A 17,847-nucleotide genomic window follows, 5' to 3' on the forward strand; every position below is an offset into this window, starting at 1 on the left:
CAAGATGGGGTGTGGTCTGCTCCTATGTTGTCAGGCATTTATTCCAGATTGCCCAGCCTTTCGGCAAGACTTTTATACCAGGACGAAGTTAATACATTCACCCCAATGCCGCAGGCGTCCAAATGATCGGTTGTATTCAGGAGCGGCATGGAGTTCCACTTACCTGTTTGCGGAATTCCGCTGTAATTGACAATCTCATCGGAAGACCAGATCTTTGGTCCGTCCTGAGAAATGGTATTGACCACACCGTCGTTAGGATTCCAACTGTCATCAATCACCACGCGTCCTTGTTCATTGCGGGTATAGCTGCCGAGAAACAGAGCGGTTGGATAGAGCAGGGGAGTCATATCCGGTATGTGGGGAAGCTCACTGCCGGTCAGAAAACCGGGTATCGTTGCGCAGGTGGAATAAGAAAAATAGCTTACATCCGGCTGGGCTTTAACCCAGAGGTTCAGTTCCCGGGCCCCGTCCGTACTTAAATCCCAGTTGGCCAGGTCAGTGGAATAGTTCCATATACTGCTGGAAACTACCCGGCTGGTATAGTCGGTAAGGCTTTCTCCCGGCCTTCGATTTAAATCCCATTGATCCAGTTTAAAATCATATAGAAGATTATCGCCTACACCGGTAAAAGCGGCAAGAGAAGCCACAAAATCCTTAACAAAATCGCCAATAACATTGATTCCGTCGGCAAGCGTGGTGCCGTCATGAGGCGCGGCAATGGTAGTAACGCTGTGAACCCAGGAATGATTACCGGCAAAGAGCGGGCTCAATGAAGTCGAAGTTGCAGAACGTTCTTCGGCACTGCCTTCCTCCAACAGCTGAACAAGGGTGCGTACCGTCTGGCCACCCATACTGTGTGCTACCAAATGGATCTTACTGCCGGCGCCTTCCGGTGTAAGGTTTCCCCATTCCGGATAAAGGCCAGGGTAGGTTCTGCCATACCGGTTATGCCCGTGCTTTTTAGCGTGGGCATAACCGTAATCAACGGTTCCTCCCTTGATATAGGCATACAGCTCACAGGCCCTGTCCCAGTTGCTGGACACCGGACCGACCACGGCAGTATACGTCGTATAGCCGTGCGAAGTAAGTTCCTGCTGATAATCCGACAACCCACCCCAGTATTTTAGTCCGAGCACTTCGTCTCTTCCCCAGCCCATAAAGCCATGGACCAGTACGATAGGGTAATGATTAGCCCTGGATATGGTTTCTATGTTAATCCCTCCTCGCGTTATATAGTATGTATATGACCGGACCCTTTTTTATGTCACCATCATGGTTGAATTTTAGTGGGGAGGGTTAAGACAAACTTCTCTTGAGAAGATAGAGACACTATTTCTTACGGAAGAATTGGCAAGTTTGCGGGCTTGGTATTTATACGATTTACTTATTAGCATACTAAAATAGGACCAGTATTGTGGCAATGTTTTGTTATTTTTGAATTTAGCGAACAATGCTACAATTAGCTTGTAATAAAAACGGGGGGAAATCCAGATGAAAGAGCTACAACCACGTCAAAAACAAATTTTGAAGTATTTGTTGCCGATGGAAGATTTTACACCTGTTAGAAAAATTGCCGCCATATTACATTGCTCGACTAAGACGGTACGCAACGACTTGATGGTGCTAGAGGAAAATGGAATCAATCTGGAAAAAATGTCCGGAAAAGGCATTCGTATTCTACCGCCCCAAAAAAACGATGTAGAAGATGTTCTGCAGGAGGAGAATAGTTTAGGTGCTTTATCCATTGAGCACAGAAGAATGAAAATCATCTTTGAACTGTTGGAAGGGACAAAAGATAAAATATCCATTCAGTCTTTGTCGGATAAATATTTTGTCAGCAAAACTTCCATCGCCAATGATTTAAAAGTGATTGAAGATAAATTAGCCAAGTACAATTTGCGTCTCAGGAAGGACACGCAGGGAACACAGCTGGTTGGCTCGGAAATGGACATCCGTAAAGCCATGGTGGATATTTTGAATATGCTCATCAGTTCAAAAACCGTATTTCAGGAAGAACCCTCCCGAATCGACAGAGAAACCATCCTGGAGCTGGAAGAGCATTTCGGCAAATACCAGGTGGACCAAGTGAAAGCAATCATTGAAAAGGCGGAAAAACTGTTACATTTTAAAATAACCGAACCTTATTATATCAATCTGGTAACCCATATATTGATTCTTATTCACCGGACCAAAAACGGAAAGACGATTTATTCGGAACTAAAAACCGAAACGGGAAACTATGATTCCTCTTTTTACGGTGTATCGCAAAAAATGGCCCATTGGCTGGAAGATATATTTTCCATACAGATCAATCAGGAAGAGGTCTTTTATATTTACCGTTACTTGACTTCTTCCGGCGGCATTGTTGCCCAGGAAACTAAGAAGCCGAATGAAGTCGACCAATATTTAGAAAAAATAGCCAGGAAGATGATTCGGTTAAGTTCTGCTATCTGCCCGCTACAGCTTACGTTCAGCCAGTCCTTGTATAATGATTTGCTTCTCCATCTAAGGCCCATGATGAACCGGATTGTTTATAATATCGAAATTAAAAATCCATTGCTGGATGAAATTAAAGAGGAATTTCCGGATTTGATGCTGCTGTTAAAGCTGGTTGTTCTAAAAATAAGATTACAGTATAAGCTGCCTCCCATAAGTGAAGCGGAAATCAGTTATATCGTTGTTTATTTTCAATCGGCCATCGAAGAGGCCATCAGCAAAAAAAGAGTGATCATTGTCTGTTCCACCGGTGTCGGCACATCGCATCTATTGAGAAAACGGATAAAGAATCATTTTCCGGAATGGAATATCGTCAAGATTATTTCCGCCAAAGAGCTGGAGGGTGACCTTGACCTTGAGTCTGTTGATTTAATTATTTCAACGGTAAAGCTCAATATTTCACTAAATAAACCGGTGGCGTATGTAAGCGCCTTATTTAATAAAGCCGATGAAAAAAGAATAAGAGAATCACTGGCAAGTGATTGCCGGGAGCTGATGCCTGAAGAGACGGAAAAGACAGTCATAGAAGATTATCATCAGTTAAGCAAAGCAGAATTGGCCAGAGAGATTTCACAGGCCAATCTCATTAATTGCATGGCAATCAATGACTCATTGGAATTATGCCTGTATAAAAGGCAAGGTTCAGATAAAAACAGGCAAAATATTCGGATCATTAAACAGGTCAGAGGTAAAAACAAAGTAAAGCTGCTGGTGCTGATTAGAGGGGATGAAGACCTATCAGAAAATATAATCAGAAATTTATACCGCATGTTGCTAGAGAACTACACGGGAGGGATACCAAATGGATTTATCAACAGTTATTGATGAAAACAGAATTAACCTGGAATTAGATGTAGCCAATAAAGCGGAGGCGATAGAAGCGCTGGCCGATATGCTAATGCAGTCAGGCTCCTTATCCTCTAAGGAGAGTTTTATAAATGATGTGTATGTAAGGGAAGCCGCAGGACAAACCGGTATAGGAGGTGGGATTGCAATTCCTCACGGCAAATCCAAAAGCGTATTGAAAACTTCGCTGGCGATTGGCCGGACGAAACAGCCGATTGAATGGGAGTCGCTAGATGAAGAACCTGTCCGGTGTATTATCTTATTTGCGGTGAAGGAAGCAGACAGTACGACCGTACACGTACGGTTATTGGGACAGTTTGCAGGAAAATTGGCTGACGATAACGTTGTGGAAACGTTGCTGACCAGCGCAGATGCAAAAGAAATTATTGCTATCCTTAGTGAAGAAAATTGAGAAAATGGAGGGGTTACCATGAACATTGTCGGCATTGCTGCTTGTACCTCCGGAATTGCGCATACCTATATTGCCAAAGAAAAACTGATAAAAGCCGCTAAAGCCTTAAATCACACCATTCATATTGAAACGCAGGGGACGATAGGAACCGAGGATGAGCTAGCGGCGAAGGACATCGAGGCGGCCGATGTGGTCATTATTGCAGCGGACATTAAAGTTGGCGGTAAAGAACGTTTTCAAGGTAAAAAAGTGGTGGAAGTACCAACCCATATTGCGATTAAATCTCCCAAGGCATTATTGAACAAAATCCAGGCGGAACTGGGAATTTAAAAAACGAATGGAGGTTATCAGTATGTTCGAAAAACTGCAGTTGAAAAAACATGCCATGACGGGAATATCGTATATGCTTCCCTTGGTAGTGGCTTCGGGGCTGCTCATTGCCATCGGCAATATCGTTGGCGGCAATCCGAATGTAATCTCCGATTATAAACAAGGCTATAGTCTGTGGGAAGCGGCAGTTACCTTAGGCGTATATGGCATGGGGCTGATCCCGGCCGTTATGGCGGCGGCCATTGCCTATTCCATTGCGGACAGGCCGGGGATTGCGCCGGGCTTATTAATGGGGATGATTGCCAACGCCATGGGGGCCGGTTTTCTGGGCGGCATGCTGGGCGGCTACTTGTCCGGCTGGTGTGTTAACTACCTTAAGAGCCATATCAAAGTTCCGGTGTGGGCGCAGGGCTTAATGCCGATGATGATTGTTCCGCTGTTGGCATCCTTGATTGTAGGTTTCATTATGTTCTTTATCATTGGCCGGCCGATTGCAGCGGCATCGTTTGCCCTGAAAGACATGCTGGTTAATATGCAGGGCGGCTCCAAAGCCATGTTCGGGGCCATTATGGGAGCCATGGCCGCATTTGATTTCGGCGGCCCGGTAAATAAAGTCGCCTCTTTATTTGCAGACGGATTGCTGATCGAAAAAGTGTATGGACCGGAAGCCATTAAAATCTGCGCATCCATGATTCCTCCGTTTGGCGTAACCTTATCCTGGCTGATCAGAAGAGCAAGATACAGCAAAAGTGAAGCCGACAATATCAAAATAGCCTTTCCGATGGGAATTTGCATGATCACGGAGGGTGTTATCCCGATTGCGGCCGTTGATCCGATCCGGGTTATATTTTCTTGCTCCTTTGGCGCGGCCATCGGCGGTATGCTGATCATGCTGCTGGATGTAGGTTCTCCGGTTCCTTCGGGCGGCATGTTTATCGTCCCGGCCATGCAAAATCCGTTGGGCTTTTTAGTTGCCTTAGGTGTTGGCAGCATTGTTACGGCATTATTACTGGTAGCGTTAAAAAAGGACGCTGCCCAGCAGCAAGAGGCAAGTGATGACGACGAAGAGGAAGAGGTTGATTTGTCAGGCGTCACGATAAAATAACTTTAGAAGGAGTATGCCACATGTATGTCTCCATGACGAATATGCTAAATAAAGCCAATGCCGGATCGTATGCTGTTATGGCAATCAATTGCTTCAATTTAGAAACAGCCAGAACGGTAATACGGGCTGCCGAACAAGAAAACGCCCCGATTATTGTCAATCTGTATCAGGATCATTTGGTAAATCATTGCGACAGTGAATTGATTACACCTATAGTAAAAATCTTAGCCAACAGAGCAAAGGTTGAGGTGGCACTGAACTTTGATCATGGGCAGGACGTCTTGCTTTTGAGAAAGGCAATAGAGGACGGATTTTCCTCGGTTATGGTAGATGCCTCGCGTTTCGGCCTGGAGGGGAATATCGCCATGACCAAAGAAATCGTTGATTTTGCTCATCCTCAAGGAGTAAGCGTGGAAGGGGAAATTGGCTGCATCGGAGCTACGGAAGGGGCCGGATATACCGAGAACTCGATGTATACAGACCCGGAGGAAGCATTCCGTTTTGCAAAAGAAACCGGAATTGATGCTTTAGCCGTTTCCATCGGTTCTTCCCACGGGAATTACCCTGAGGACATGATCCCCGAATTTGATTTTGAACGGTTAAAAGAGATCAAGCAATTGACGGATATGCCGCTGGTTCTTCATGGCGGTTCCGGTTCAGGTGAGATAAATATCCTGCAGGCGGTTAAATACGGAATTAATAAGATCAATGTCGGCTGCGATTTTATGAATGCCAATGTCGCTGCCGTAAAAAACAGGCTCCGGCAACAGCCGGATATCAATTATTACGATTTAGTCGGCCAGGTGGAAAAAGAAAGTCTGGAAATCGTAAGGCATTATATACGATTATCCGGTTCAAACAATAAAAACTAAAGGGGATAAAAGACTATGCTAATGAATATGAAAGAGTTGCTGTCAGTGGCGCAAAAACATCAGTTTGCCGTACCGGCTTTTAATGTAAGCAGCAGCATGATATTAAAAGGCGTTATGGAAGCCTGCCGGGAAAAAAAGGCTCCGGTGATTATTGCAATTCACCCGGATGAATTGTCCTTCGTTGAGGACAGCTTTATTGCCGGCGTACGGGAAGAAATCATAAAAAGCAAGATTCCGGCAGTCATCCACCTGGATCACGGCGGGAGTTTTGAGCAGATCATCAGAGCTATTCACTGCGGTTTTACTTCCGTAATGATTGACGCCTCGCTGCTGTCCTTTGAAGAGAATGTTGCTATTACCAGAAAAGTCATTGAAGTGGCCCATGCCGTTAATGTTTCCGTGGAAGCCGAGCTGGGAACAATCGGGACAACCGGCAACGGCGGCGAGGCCGGTACGCACGAAATTATCTATACGAAACCGGATACGGTGAAAGAATTTGTCGCCAGAACCGGTGTGGATACCCTGGCGATTGCCATCGGCACATCACACGGCATTTACCCCAAAAATATGCAGCCTAAGTTAAGGCTGGATTTATTAAAGGAAATCAGAGCGATGGTTGATATACCGCTGGTACTGCACGGCGGCTCGGCCAATTCCGATACGGAAATCGCCGAATCGGTAAAGCTTGGGATATCCAAAATCAATATATCCAGTGATATCAAGGATGCGTTTTATAAAAAATGCCGTGAAGTGCTGCAGGATCCGGTCATCCGCGAGCCTAACACCATCTATCCGCCCTGCATTGAAGCAATGAAAAGCGTTGTATATCATAAAGTCGACCTATTCAATGATGCCGATAAAGTAAAATATTATCAATAACATTAAGCGAAAATTGCTATTTATAATAACAAACAGATAGATATAGTTGCAAACCTCCCATGTCGGGGAAAGGGATATGGGAGGTTACTTACATGCATGGCAGAAAACGGAGAATAGGCCGAAGGGAGGAGGCGTTTAATTGGGTGTATCCGCTAAAATTCAAACCGGTTTATAAGGAGATGATCTGGGGCGGGCGGGCCTTGGAGAGCTTGTTTGGCAGGAAGTTGCCCTCTTCCCGGATCGGAGAAAGCTGGGAACTATGTACCCATCCACAGGGTATGAGCTGTATCAACAATGGAATCTGGCAGGGAAAGACCTTGCAGGAAGTGATCGAACAGCAGCCGGAAACCATTTTAGGCAAAGCTTATGCAGGGCAGGCGCAATTCCCGTTATTAATAAAATATATCGATGCCAATGATCATTTATCCATTCAGGTACATCCGGGAGATGAATATGCCCGGAGAGTAGAGGGCGAAAGAGGAAAAACCGAAGCCTGGTATGTAGTAGACGCCGGGCCGGGAGCGGAAATTATCTATGGACTTTCTGATACGGTTACCCGGGAAATATTTTCACAGGCTGTTGCCAGCGGGGCTGTGGAACCCGTTTTGCGCCGCGTTGCCGTATGCCCGGGGGACCTGATTTTAGTCCCGGCGGGAACGGTACATTCACTGCTGAAAGGGGTTGTTGTCTGCGAAGTACAGCAAAGCTCGGACCTCACCTATCGCATTCATGACTTCAACCGTACCGGGCCTGACGGCAAGCCGCGGGCACTTCACATCGAGAAAGCGCTGGAGGTGATTTCTTTTGGTGAGCAGCCGCCCTTGAATTTTACGCAAGACAGCATTACCTGTTCCTATTTTTCCGTCCGGAAGTGGCAGGTAAAACCATTGGTACGGGATTACTCCGGCGGCCATTTTCTGGTGTACTGCATTTTGCAGGGGAGCGGTCAGGTCGTGGGTAATGGTGTGTCTACTCCGGTACAGGCCGGTGAAACGGTTTTAGTGCCGGCTTGTTTAGAGTCGGTGGAGATTATGGGTGAGCTCCATTTGCTGCGGATCCAATAGATCCCGGCAACTTAACGGTACAATCCATTTTTCTAAAGGTACGTTAGAATGATACTAAGCCATCGGTTTTTAACTCCTTATTGGACACTTACCTTTAGGGAGTTACCGATGGTTTTTCCTATTCTTTTTTGTGAACTTTATTATACGCTATCCGATATGTGAATATGAAAACTCAAATTAGTAAATTTTATTAAATGTCTGCAAGGAAGATCTCATATCGTTATTTGTGGCAACCTATATCAAGGAGAAGAAGAACTCTGTTAAAATTATAAAAATCAAGTGGCTGAGGGAAAGCAAATGAGAAACAGCCTGATTCATACATTGCTCAGTAAAATAAAAAACTATTTTAAAGCCGAAACGAAAGAAATTGATGAGCCGCGATCCAAAGATATGGAATTAACTGCTTCCATTCGTGAATTGGAGGCTTTACTTACATGTTCCCGAAAACTATTAGCCATAACTGAGCAAACTATTGCAGCGTTACGATCCGGACAATTGGCCCACGAGACAAAGTTTCTGAATAAAGAAATTCAGTTGCTGAAAAGTGAATTGACGAAGGTTAGTTCTGGTAGTGATAATTCAGGCGAAGCTAACAAAAAAGAGAAATATGGTGAATACGGACATTTAATTGACAATAAATTGCAAGTCAATTTACAAAATTTGAAAGAGATTTTAGGTGGCAGTGAAGATATCATTTACCGGGAATTTGAAATCGGGGGCGGAAAACAAACCGGAGCTTTCGTTTGTTTCATTGACGGATTAGGAGATAAACAGCTCATTGATGAAGGTATTGTCAGGCCTTTAATACATAGCGGTTCCCTTAGTGCCGCTGACACGAAAGAAATAACAACGTTTAACGCGGTCTTAGATGCAATTTTATCAGGGAAAACGGTTCTATTTGTTGATGGCAGTGATACCGCACTTTCTGTAAGTGCGGCAGAGTTGAATGCCCGAAATGTCGAAGAACCTGATACCGAAAGAAGTGTCCGGGGACCGCGTGAAGGGTTTGTCGAAGTCCTCCGCGATAATACCGCTTTAGTCCGGCGAATAATTAAAAACCCAAAACTCGTTTTTGAATCATTTAAGCTGGGTAAACAAACACATACGGAAATCAATATAGCTTATATTAAGGGGATTGTAAATCCTAACCTTATCAATGAGGTCAAAATAAGGCTGAATAGAATTGATACTGACTCAATTCTGGAATCGGGCTATATTGAAGCTCTTATAGAGGACGACCCTTTCTCGTTATTTCCCACAGTTGGAAACAGCGAAAAGCCAGATAAGATTGCAGCAAAACTTTTAGAAGGAAGGGTGGCCATTTTTGTCAACGGTACCCCCTTTGTCTTGACGATTCCTTACTTATTCACCGAGAGTTTTCAAGCTTCGGAAGACTATTATAATAGATATTTATTTTCTTCGTTAATTAGGTTAATTAGGTTTTTGGGCTTTTTTCTCACTATTGTACTTCCTTCTTTATACGTGGGAGTAGCAAGCTTTCATCCCGCTATGCTTCCGCATCTACTTTTGATCACAATGTCGGCAGCCAGTGAGGGAGTTCCCTTTTCTCCTTTTGTCGAAATTTTAATTACAGGCATTATGATCGAAGTACTCAGGGAAGCTGGTATCCGGATGCCGGGTAAACTTGGGCAAGCCCTTAACATTGTCGGAGCATTGGTGATGGGCGATTTATCCGTAAAAGCAGGGCTTATTAGTGCTCACGTTGTTATCATAGCAGCAATGACAGGGATTACCAATTTTCTGGTCCCTACCCAACAAGGAAGTATTATATTTCTAAGATTGCTTTTTATTGTATTTAGTACAATACTGGGTTTCTTTGGGATCGGAGTATGTTTAATGATGGTTTTGGGACATTTATGTTCATTAAGATCCTTTGGCGTACCGTATATGGGTCCTATGGCTCCTGCCGGCGGTACGGGATTGAAGGATACATTTATAATAGCGCCATTATGGGCGAGAAAGTTCCGAAGCCAATTAATCACATGGGGAAAATCCGAAAAGTCGGGTAAATAAACAATCGGACAATTGATAATGCGTAGGTGAAAAGACTTGAAAAATGTTTTAACCTGTATATTCTGCATGCTGTTTTTAGCGGGGTGTGGCGGTAAAGCGTTAGATCAAAATGGAATTGTTGGCAGTATGGGCATAGATAAAGATGGTAATACGGGAGAATATATTGTGTTTACTCAAATGATAAGGGCAACTGTGCTGGCAAAAGGGGAAGGAGGCGGCGTTCAGGAACCACCTACAGAAATTGTCACTAGTCGGGGAAGGACATTATCAGAAGCTATTAACAACATTGAAAAAGACTTCGATAGAGAACCCTTTTTGGCTCATTTACAGAGCGTTGTTATTAGTGAACAGCTTGCCAGGGAAGGGATTAAACCAGTTTTAGAGTTATTAGCAACATCGCCCGAGGTGCGCCGCTTAGCATGGTTTATTGTAGCGAAAGGTACAAATCCCAAAGAAATATTAAATACAAAATACGGGCTGGAAGCTACACAAGCCTACTCATTAAAGAATATTGTTGAAAATAGAACTTTTGAAGCAAGTGCTCCGAGTGTTTTAGACATGATAATAAAGCTGACCGGCGGGGAAGTGGACCCGGTTGCCGGGGTGGTAATAATTGGAGAACAAAGCTCTTCTAGTGAGAGCCAAAAGCCTGAGGAAAAGAGTACTAAGTTTTCCGGCACGGCAGTATTTAAAAAGGATAAATTAGTGGGATACCTTGATGAGAAAGAGTCTCAGGGATTTAACTTGATAAATGGAAAGATAAAGGGAGGAATTATTAGCGTTCCTTCTCCAACGGAAAAAGATAAATTGATTTCTATTACGCTAGATAACGTGAAGAGCAATATAAGACCTACCCTTGTAAACGGGGATGTTGTGTTTGCTATTAACGTGGAGGGAGAAGGGGGCATTAACGAACAGCAGGGAATGGTCGATTTTACTAAATTGGAACTTATTAATGCTGTTGAAAAGGAGCAAAATGCGTATATTGAAGACGTAATTCGAAATACAATTGACCGGGTTCAAAAAGGTTATTATTCCGATATTTTAGGCTTTGGGGCGGCTTTACATAGAAAATATCCTAAGGAGTGGAAGGATATAAAAGATCAATGGGACAGTATATTTCCTACTGTTCAGTATACAGTCAACGTAGATATAAAGCTTAGAAGAACAGCGTTATTACAGAAACCTTTGTGGCCGGAGGAGTAGAGTAAGGTTGTTTAACTACACGTTTGGCAAATCGGAGGCATTCCAAGCTATAATTTTTCTTTAGAAGATAAAAAATTTAGGATGAATCGGATAGCATGATATAAGAGTACCAAGATCAGGACAACGGTGTAAAGCCATCCACCCAGGAAAAGAATACTCGGGCCCAATCCGGCAATAGATAACATATATTGAATTTGTTCAAGATTTGGCATTTTTTCACCGCTTATCATTTGATTCTTTACAAATGTTTAATACACGCTTCCTGCGTAGCCAACAAATAAGCAATAATAAGATAGGAATGTAAATTTGGAATAATACGTGAATCCCCCGGGCAAAAACGTTCCAACCGATAAATCGGTGAAACATGAGGTTGGGAATAGTTTGAATGACTAAGAAAAACGTAATAAAAACTACCGGGATAATGAGTAATCGATTGCTTATATTGCATACTATTGAGAGAGCTATAATACCGCCCAATAAGTTTAAAAGTGCTTTGTAGAAACCCCCAAGGAAAATGTTCGATATGGCCAGTGGCTCAAAATTAGTTATGACTTCACCTATCTTTATCGATTTGACAACTTCCAGTAAAGGTATGGTTGCGATGCCGGCATAATTGACTCCCAGTACTGAAATAATGATAACTATCGAACATAAAATTATAAAACCTATAACGCCAAGGGCCAATATCGATATTTTGCGAATATTTTTCTTCGTATTTACATAACTCCAAAACATCAGGAAAAGTACCGATTCTCCAAAAGGAACAATTACGATATCGGGATAAACTGCTTTTAAAATAGGCTCTATGCCGTTTCCTAAAACAGGTTGAATATTTTGTAGGTCTGTGGACCCCGATAAAATTGTCAGCAAGTAAATGCTAGACAGGAAGATAACCAGTGTCGGGAGGGTAATTTGAGCTGTACGACCAATCACTTCGACCCCTAACATGAGAAAGTAAGCGGTAAGAAGCAGAAAGACACCCTCGATGACTTGGAATTGTATGTTTGGAAGAAGTGTAAGTTTGATCAAAAAACCGAATTCACTAAAATTAAGTACGCTCGATTCAATAAAATAATAAGCATATAGTAGTGATAGGGGAATCCCCAGAGGTTTACCTAGTAATATAATTATGATTTCAGCAAGATTTTTGTCAGGATAATACTTTTGAAGTTCGGTATAAGCCCACACAAGTGCGATGCCGATAAACATTGCAATAATAATAGTAAGCCAGGCATCTTGTTTTGCTTTTATTCCTAATGCGAATAAAGTTGTGCTTCCTATTTCGAATATCGCTATTAAGCAAAATAGCTGATATTTATCGATGCGTTCCATTTTTCTGCTAACCTTTCTTCGATTCTTCTTTTGTTTGGTTAATGGACGATACTGAGGGAATACTTTAACCATTTTGTTGACATACAGCATTAGTCTTTACTTGTTATGAAGATTTGATTCACTAGGCAGTTGGTGGAATAAGAGTAAAAACTACGTTACATTCCACCACTATGGGAAAGAATTCCGGTGGATATTGACATTATGTATTATAACGCTGTGTCTTAACATATAAATGTAATAACAAATCAGAGATGTTTGGAATATAAAGGGAAGTGATAATGATGTTTAAAAGAAAATGGTTTATTTTATTGACAGTTATGTACATGTTGTTTATTGGGGTACAGGGAGTACATGCGTTGGAGCAAAACCAGCTTCCGAATATTAAAATTCTGGCTACCGGGGGTACAATAGCCGGAAGTGCACCTACTAATACAAAAATGACAGGTTATACGGTAGGGGAAATCCGCATTCAGACACTAATTAACGCGGTCCCGGCCATTAGGCAATATGCAAATGTCAGTGGCGAGCAAATTGCAAATATCGGCAGTAACGATATGACCGACGAAGTTTGGTTGAAGCTTGCTAAACGTACAAACGAACTATTGGCTGATCCGAAGATTAACGGTGTGGTTATTACCCATGGTACAGACACTTTAGAAGAAACAGCATATTTCCTTAACCTGGTGGTTAAAAGCGATAAACCGGTTGTTTTAGTTGGTGCTATGCGTCCGGCAACGGCAATTAGCGCGGATGGGCCGGTGAACTTACTGAATGCAGTGCGTTTGGCAGCCAGTAAATCGGCTGCCGGCCAGGGTGTGCTGGTGGCGATGAACGACGAAATTAACGGCGCACGTGATGTAACCAAGACGAATACAAGCCATGTCAGCACCTTTAAGGCACCCGAACTCGGGTACTTAGGTTATTTTAATGATGGTGAGCCCTATTTCTATCGTAAAGTTACCCGAAAACATACGAAAGATACCGAGTTTGATGTAAGGAATCTAACAGAGCTTCCTGATGTAGAGATTATCTATACACATGTTAATGAAAACCGGGCTTTAATTGACGCGGCTGTAGCCGCCGGAGCCAGGGGAATTGTCTATGCAGGCAGCGGAATGGGAAGTATTCATCGTAATGCCGAGCCGGCTTTAGTGGATGCACAGAAAAAAGGTGTTGTTATTGTTCGCAGTTCCCGTACCGGAAATGGAATTGTAACACCCTCTTCGGCACAGTGGACAGCCGAGCATTTTTTAGATGGGGATAATTTAAATCCACAAAAAGCACGTGTTTTACTGCAACTGGCTTTAACCAAGACAACGGATCTGGCTGAAATACAGAGAATGTTTAATGAATATTGAAACAAAAGTGCCCTTGCCGGAATACACAGGAAGCGGTAAAGGCGATTAAAGCCTATTGGTTTGCACCTGTGTTTGGGCAACCTGTAGATGGAATCAGGAGTAATGCACTTTTACGTTTCAAATGTAATAGTATATAGTAATACTGATCTAACCTATAGGAGGAATACTTATGTCTAGACACAAATATTGTTCCTCGGAATACGATTATAGCTGTCCGGATTCAGATACATTTGATCTTGATGATGAGGAATGCCCCAATCATTCTGATTTATACCTGCTTAGAGATGCAGCCGCGGATGAACGGGGAGCCATCGCAGACTACCTAGCCTGTGCAATGGAGACTTGTCTGGAGAAACTTTTTTTACATGTGGCTGAAGATGAAATGCAGCATTATATGGAAACCATGCGGTTGATATCATCATTAGATCCGGTACAGGCCCAAATGCTCGAAGAGGAAGACCTGGATTTTCTTGTGATGCAGAGGGCGCCGATCGGAAAGCCCAAATGGGGGCCTCCCGGCATCAACGAAGAAGAGGAAGATGTTGACGTTCCCCCACCCGGGAAAAAAGACATGCCGGCGATACGGTGTCTGACCAAAGCGTTACAAGACGAGCTTCATGCGATTAATAAATATCAGGAATATATGAATAAAGCTGTAGATTCTGGTGTAAGAGATCATTTTTGTGAGCTTATGAACGACGAAAAAGAACATGTGGCAGAGTTTACCGCGGCATTGTTTAAAATCACGCATGAACCGATGGCGCAAGAAGATTAACAACGTTTATTACAATCCGGAATGATAAACAGGGACTCCCTTCAAATGGAAAGGGGTCCCTGTTTATGTTCGAATACTACTATTAACTCAATTTGGAATCTGCCCGGCTAACGACTGAATACGACAGCGCATCTGGCTAAAAAGTTGTCTGCCTGACTTGCCGAGATAATCTTATCGGCCTCTTCGACACTGATAATGACATTGCAGCGGTCCTTAATCCCTACCGCCCTGACGATCAAAGGGGAGGAGCCCGCCCTGGCCTTTCCGTTAACCGCCTCGGCATACATAGCATCATTGATGGTATATTCTACCATGCCGTATTGTATTGCATAGTCGGCATCGATATATTTATGTCCATAAATATGGCGGCCGGATTCATCATAGATACCCGGTGAAAAAGTTGGTTCCAGACCAAGACCGCGTGCATCCACGATAACTCCCGTGTAATGCTGACTGTTTGATAGCGCTGCAGGGGAACTGGGAGCGGGAAGAGGCTCCGGGGCTTTTTCCGCCATGATGGCCGGATACACCACCGCAGCCAGGCTGTTGCTGCCGTACATAGGCAGCTGCATTGTCACCTGATATGATCCATCCGGCCGGGCGGCTTCACCCACAATCTTAGCTCCCTGGATCAGGCTGGATACTTTCGTCTGTACTACATCACTCTCAATTTGCAGATTGTGTATGGTCGTGGTGGAATTCACCTGAACGCCCTGGATGATCTCGGCCAGGTTCCGGTAAGCGTCCACAATGGCGGCGCGTTTGGCCAGGGCGGTACCCTGTGTGCCGTAGGTACCGGACGGCGGTAGGCCGATACCGGTGGCTTCAATGGTTCCCTGCTCAAAGGAAACGCTGTTTGCAGCAAAACTAAATGTAAACATTGAAAAAAAAGTCATAAGCAAAATGGTTAGCATCCATATTTTTCGCATAGTTACCCTCCTCAATAGTTAATGTAACAACGCTCTCCAGTCGACGCCCAGCATGTCCAGCATGTGAATTACCTGTGTATCGTTAGTTTGAACGAAGCCGCGGACATTGGCGTAAATCATAATTTGACGTCCGTCTTTATAGATTGTTAGCTGATCCAAAAGCGGATTATAATTGATTTCACTGCCGTCAGGCATCTTCTTGGAAACCGGATCAGAAAGCGGGCGATCAGATGATGGAGCCGGAGAAGCTTGAAGTTCTTTTAGCCGTTGGCGCATGGCAGAAATATCGTCTATGGTGGCCAAACAGGTTATTTCCGCAGAGAAGGATAATGCGCCGTCGCTGGTTAAAGCCCGTTGTACTTTGGATGAGGTGATTTGAAGGACTCCGGACGACAGCGCATTGACCTCATCTCTGGTAAGCTGAAGATTTTCCGTTTTGCTATAGCTTTCGATATAAACCCCTGCCTGCTCAATGGCTGAGCGCTTGGCATTAAGCAGCGCCTTTTCCTGGGCTGCAGCCGGTGTTTCGCCATCACCCATAATATACGTTCCGGTTGCGGTTATATAGCGGGTTTCAGCAAAACAAAGCAGAGGTATGCATACTAAAAACAATAGCACGCCAATGATTCTCATAGCATCATCCCTATCTAAGTTGAATTACTTTACTTTTGGGAGAAAGCATGTAGGCATGCAATCCACTGCTAACTATTTTTGACTATCTGCAAGGAAATTCCTGCTAAATTTTGCATGAATTTAGCAGGAACTGATGTAATTCATTCGCTGTTTCAGATTATATCCGTCAACTTCACCGGAAGCACTAAACTATATAGAAGGAACATTTTATTATTAAGCAACATATTATGTAATATAACAAAGGAGGATTGATAAAAAGATGGGTTGTGATTTAGAATTCTGTGAACCGTTTTTTATACGCTGTCCGTGGTGTGGCCACAAATTTCCCCATAAGTGTCCTAAATGTCATTGGGAATGCAAGGAACATTGTCATAAGTGTCCCCATTGTGACCACTGGTTTGATGATCACTGCCATTGTCCAAAGTGTCACCATGAGTTTAAACATGATTGGTCCTAGTAATAATAATTCCCTTAGCGCCCTTCGGGGCGCCTTTTAGTTTTATGAAGTGATTTTTGTTATAAAATAAAGTTGCTCCAAATCAGAACCTGGATAATTCCGCAGGCAGCGCATGATCTGGCTCATAAGTAACATTTAAACTGAACAGGCTTCTTTTTTCTTTTTCTTCCCATGCAATTTGGTCACAATCCATTCCACCACCACAAATAATACCGGGATGAGGAAAATGCCTAAAGCGGTTGCAATCGTCATGCCGCCGACAACCACAGTTTCCATTGACACTGTCGGTTATCGTCAGCTGCGTCGGCCGGCATATAGCAGGTTGCCGCAAAAGATAAGGCCATGCCCCATAAAATCAAAGTTTTGTTCAGGTTCATAATTGCTTACTTTCCAAGAATTAAGTCGGTTTTTAACTGACCTGGGTCAGTAATGGAGCAAAAAAAGATGCGCAGTTCCTACGCAATCTACAGCTGGGCAATGGATAATTCGAATGCTCCTTCCTTGATTCCCAGAATTCGCTCCAACACGGCTTCGGCAATTTTTACTTTCTTGAGAAGAACTTCAGAAGGCTCTTTGAGATAAATAGCTTCCCATAAGCAATCTAGCGTACTCCAGAAGAAAGCAATGGTTTCATTTATACAGGCCACATGCATGGTTCCTTCCTGATTTCCCTGCTGGATTATGCCAGACAGAAGAGGGTTAAAGACGGTTTCGACCTGCCGTTGCCAGATTTGGTAAACTAGGTTGAATTGTTTCTCATTCCATAGTCTGTCAAAGAGATCATCAACCTGACCGGAAACAGACAACTGCAAAAGGAAGGATTGCAATTTGTTTAATGCGGTAAGCTGTCCGCTTTTTAACTGGAAGGAAGCGGCCAGTTCGGTGGCCCAGCGCGTGCAGATAGCCTCCAGAATGGCTTCCTTGGTGGGAAAGTAGTAGAAGAAGGTTCCTTTGGCCACGCCGGCTTTTTTTACAATATCGATAATCATTGTCTTTTCGTAGCCGGCGGAACCAAATAGCTCCAAGGCCGCATCAATTAGCTCTGTCTGCCGGACTTCGGGATCTTTTCTGATTCGCATAATGCTAGTCACCTCTTAACTGGTATTTTCGCTCCTATTG

17 protein-coding genes are annotated in these 17,847 nt (G+C 43.6%); 11 read left to right on the plus strand and 6 right to left on the minus strand.

What is annotated here, in order from left to right:
* Positions 1–38: 38 nt before the first annotated feature.
* Positions 39–1,136, minus strand: coding sequence for an esterase/lipase family protein (locus tag P22_RS06920; RefSeq protein WP_235814577.1), 1,098 nt, complete (start codon positions 1,134–1,136; stop codon positions 39–41).
* A gap of 355 nt (positions 1,137–1,491) precedes the next feature.
* Between P22_RS06920 and P22_RS06925 the strand changes: the two genes are divergently transcribed.
* The 9 genes from P22_RS06925 to P22_RS06965 all read left to right on the plus strand — a co-directional run bounded on the left by P22_RS06925 (position 1,492) and on the right by P22_RS06965 (position 11,244).
* Positions 1,492–3,321: a BglG family transcription antiterminator gene (locus P22_RS06925; protein ID WP_054259501.1), complete on the plus strand. Its 1,830-nt coding sequence runs from the start codon at positions 1,492–1,494 to the stop codon at positions 3,319–3,321.
* Positions 3,299–3,754, plus strand: coding sequence for a PTS sugar transporter subunit IIA (locus P22_RS06930; protein ID WP_054259502.1), 456 nt, complete (start codon positions 3,299–3,301; stop codon positions 3,752–3,754). The genes P22_RS06925 and P22_RS06930 overlap by 23 nt, the downstream gene beginning before the upstream one ends.
* An 18-nt stretch (positions 3,755–3,772) precedes the next feature.
* On the plus strand, positions 3,773–4,084 hold the full coding sequence (locus P22_RS06935; protein ID WP_054259503.1) for a PTS fructose transporter subunit IIB: 312 nt from the start codon (positions 3,773–3,775) through the stop codon (positions 4,082–4,084).
* Between the two features lie 22 nt (positions 4,085–4,106).
* On the plus strand, positions 4,107–5,189 hold the full coding sequence (locus P22_RS06940) for a PTS fructose transporter subunit IIC (RefSeq protein ID WP_054259504.1): 1,083 nt from the start codon (positions 4,107–4,109) through the stop codon (positions 5,187–5,189).
* A gap of 20 nt (positions 5,190–5,209) precedes the next feature.
* Complete coding sequence (locus P22_RS06945; protein WP_054259505.1) at positions 5,210–6,061, plus strand: class II fructose-bisphosphate aldolase; 852 nt, start codon at positions 5,210–5,212, stop codon at positions 6,059–6,061.
* A 15-nt stretch (positions 6,062–6,076) separates the two neighbouring features.
* Positions 6,077–6,940: a ketose-bisphosphate aldolase gene (locus P22_RS06950; protein WP_054259506.1), complete on the plus strand. Its 864-nt coding sequence runs from the start codon at positions 6,077–6,079 to the stop codon at positions 6,938–6,940.
* A gap of 92 nt (positions 6,941–7,032) precedes the next feature.
* Entirely contained in the window at positions 7,033–8,004 is a 972-nt protein-coding gene (locus tag P22_RS06955) for a type I phosphomannose isomerase catalytic subunit (protein WP_235814578.1), read from the plus strand.
* Between the two features lie 297 nt (positions 8,005–8,301).
* Positions 8,302–10,038, plus strand: a complete 1,737-nt coding sequence (locus P22_RS06960) for a spore germination protein (RefSeq protein ID WP_216598041.1) — start codon at positions 8,302–8,304, stop codon at positions 10,036–10,038.
* Between the two features lie 36 nt (positions 10,039–10,074).
* Positions 10,075–11,244, plus strand: a complete 1,170-nt coding sequence (locus P22_RS06965) for a Ger(x)C family spore germination protein (RefSeq protein WP_054259508.1) — start codon at positions 10,075–10,077, stop codon at positions 11,242–11,244.
* 216 nt (positions 11,245–11,460) lie between these two features.
* Here P22_RS06965 and P22_RS06975 read toward each other — a convergent pair whose 3' ends face one another.
* A complete protein-coding gene (locus P22_RS06975; protein ID WP_069972784.1) occupies positions 11,461–12,576 on the minus strand; it encodes a GerAB/ArcD/ProY family transporter in 1,116 nt (371 codons plus the stop codon).
* Between the two features lie 281 nt (positions 12,577–12,857).
* On the opposite strand from P22_RS06975, the gene P22_RS06980 reads away from it, so the two are divergent.
* Both P22_RS06980 and P22_RS06985 read left to right on the plus strand, forming a co-directional pair.
* Complete coding sequence (locus P22_RS06980) at positions 12,858–13,934, plus strand: type II asparaginase (RefSeq protein ID WP_054259511.1); 1,077 nt, start codon at positions 12,858–12,860, stop codon at positions 13,932–13,934.
* A gap of 169 nt (positions 13,935–14,103) precedes the next feature.
* Positions 14,104–14,709, plus strand: coding sequence for a ferritin-like domain-containing protein (locus P22_RS06985; protein WP_054259512.1), 606 nt, complete (start codon positions 14,104–14,106; stop codon positions 14,707–14,709).
* Between the two features lie 107 nt (positions 14,710–14,816).
* On the opposite strand, the gene P22_RS06990 is transcribed toward P22_RS06985, so the two are convergent.
* The 4 genes from P22_RS06990 to P22_RS07005 all read right to left on the minus strand — a co-directional run bounded on the left by P22_RS06990 (position 14,817) and on the right by P22_RS07005 (position 17,807).
* The gene (locus tag P22_RS06990) at positions 14,817–15,638 is read right to left on the minus strand and encodes an LPP20 family lipoprotein (protein WP_054259513.1); all 822 of its coding nucleotides are present in this window, start codon (positions 15,636–15,638) and stop codon (positions 14,817–14,819) included.
* Positions 15,639–15,656: 18 nt separating this feature from the next.
* Positions 15,657–16,271 carry a hypothetical protein gene (locus tag P22_RS06995; protein ID WP_054259514.1) on the minus strand — a complete coding sequence of 205 codons (615 nt, stop codon included), beginning with the start codon at positions 16,269–16,271 and terminating at the stop codon, positions 15,657–15,659.
* A gap of 592 nt (positions 16,272–16,863) precedes the next feature.
* On the minus strand, positions 16,864–17,010 hold the full coding sequence (locus P22_RS20430; protein WP_156318880.1) for a hypothetical protein: 147 nt from the start codon (positions 17,008–17,010) through the stop codon (positions 16,864–16,866).
* Positions 17,011–17,192: 182 nt separating this feature from the next.
* Positions 17,193–17,807 (minus strand): TetR/AcrR family transcriptional regulator, encoded by a 615-nt coding sequence (locus tag P22_RS07005; RefSeq protein ID WP_054259516.1) that lies wholly within the window; start codon positions 17,805–17,807, stop codon positions 17,193–17,195.
* Positions 17,808–17,847 lie beyond the last annotated feature (40 nt).

Source organism: Propionispora sp. 2/2-37, from assembly GCF_001298735.1.
Taxonomy (GTDB): domain Bacteria; phylum Bacillota; class Negativicutes; order Propionisporales; family Propionisporaceae; genus Propionispora.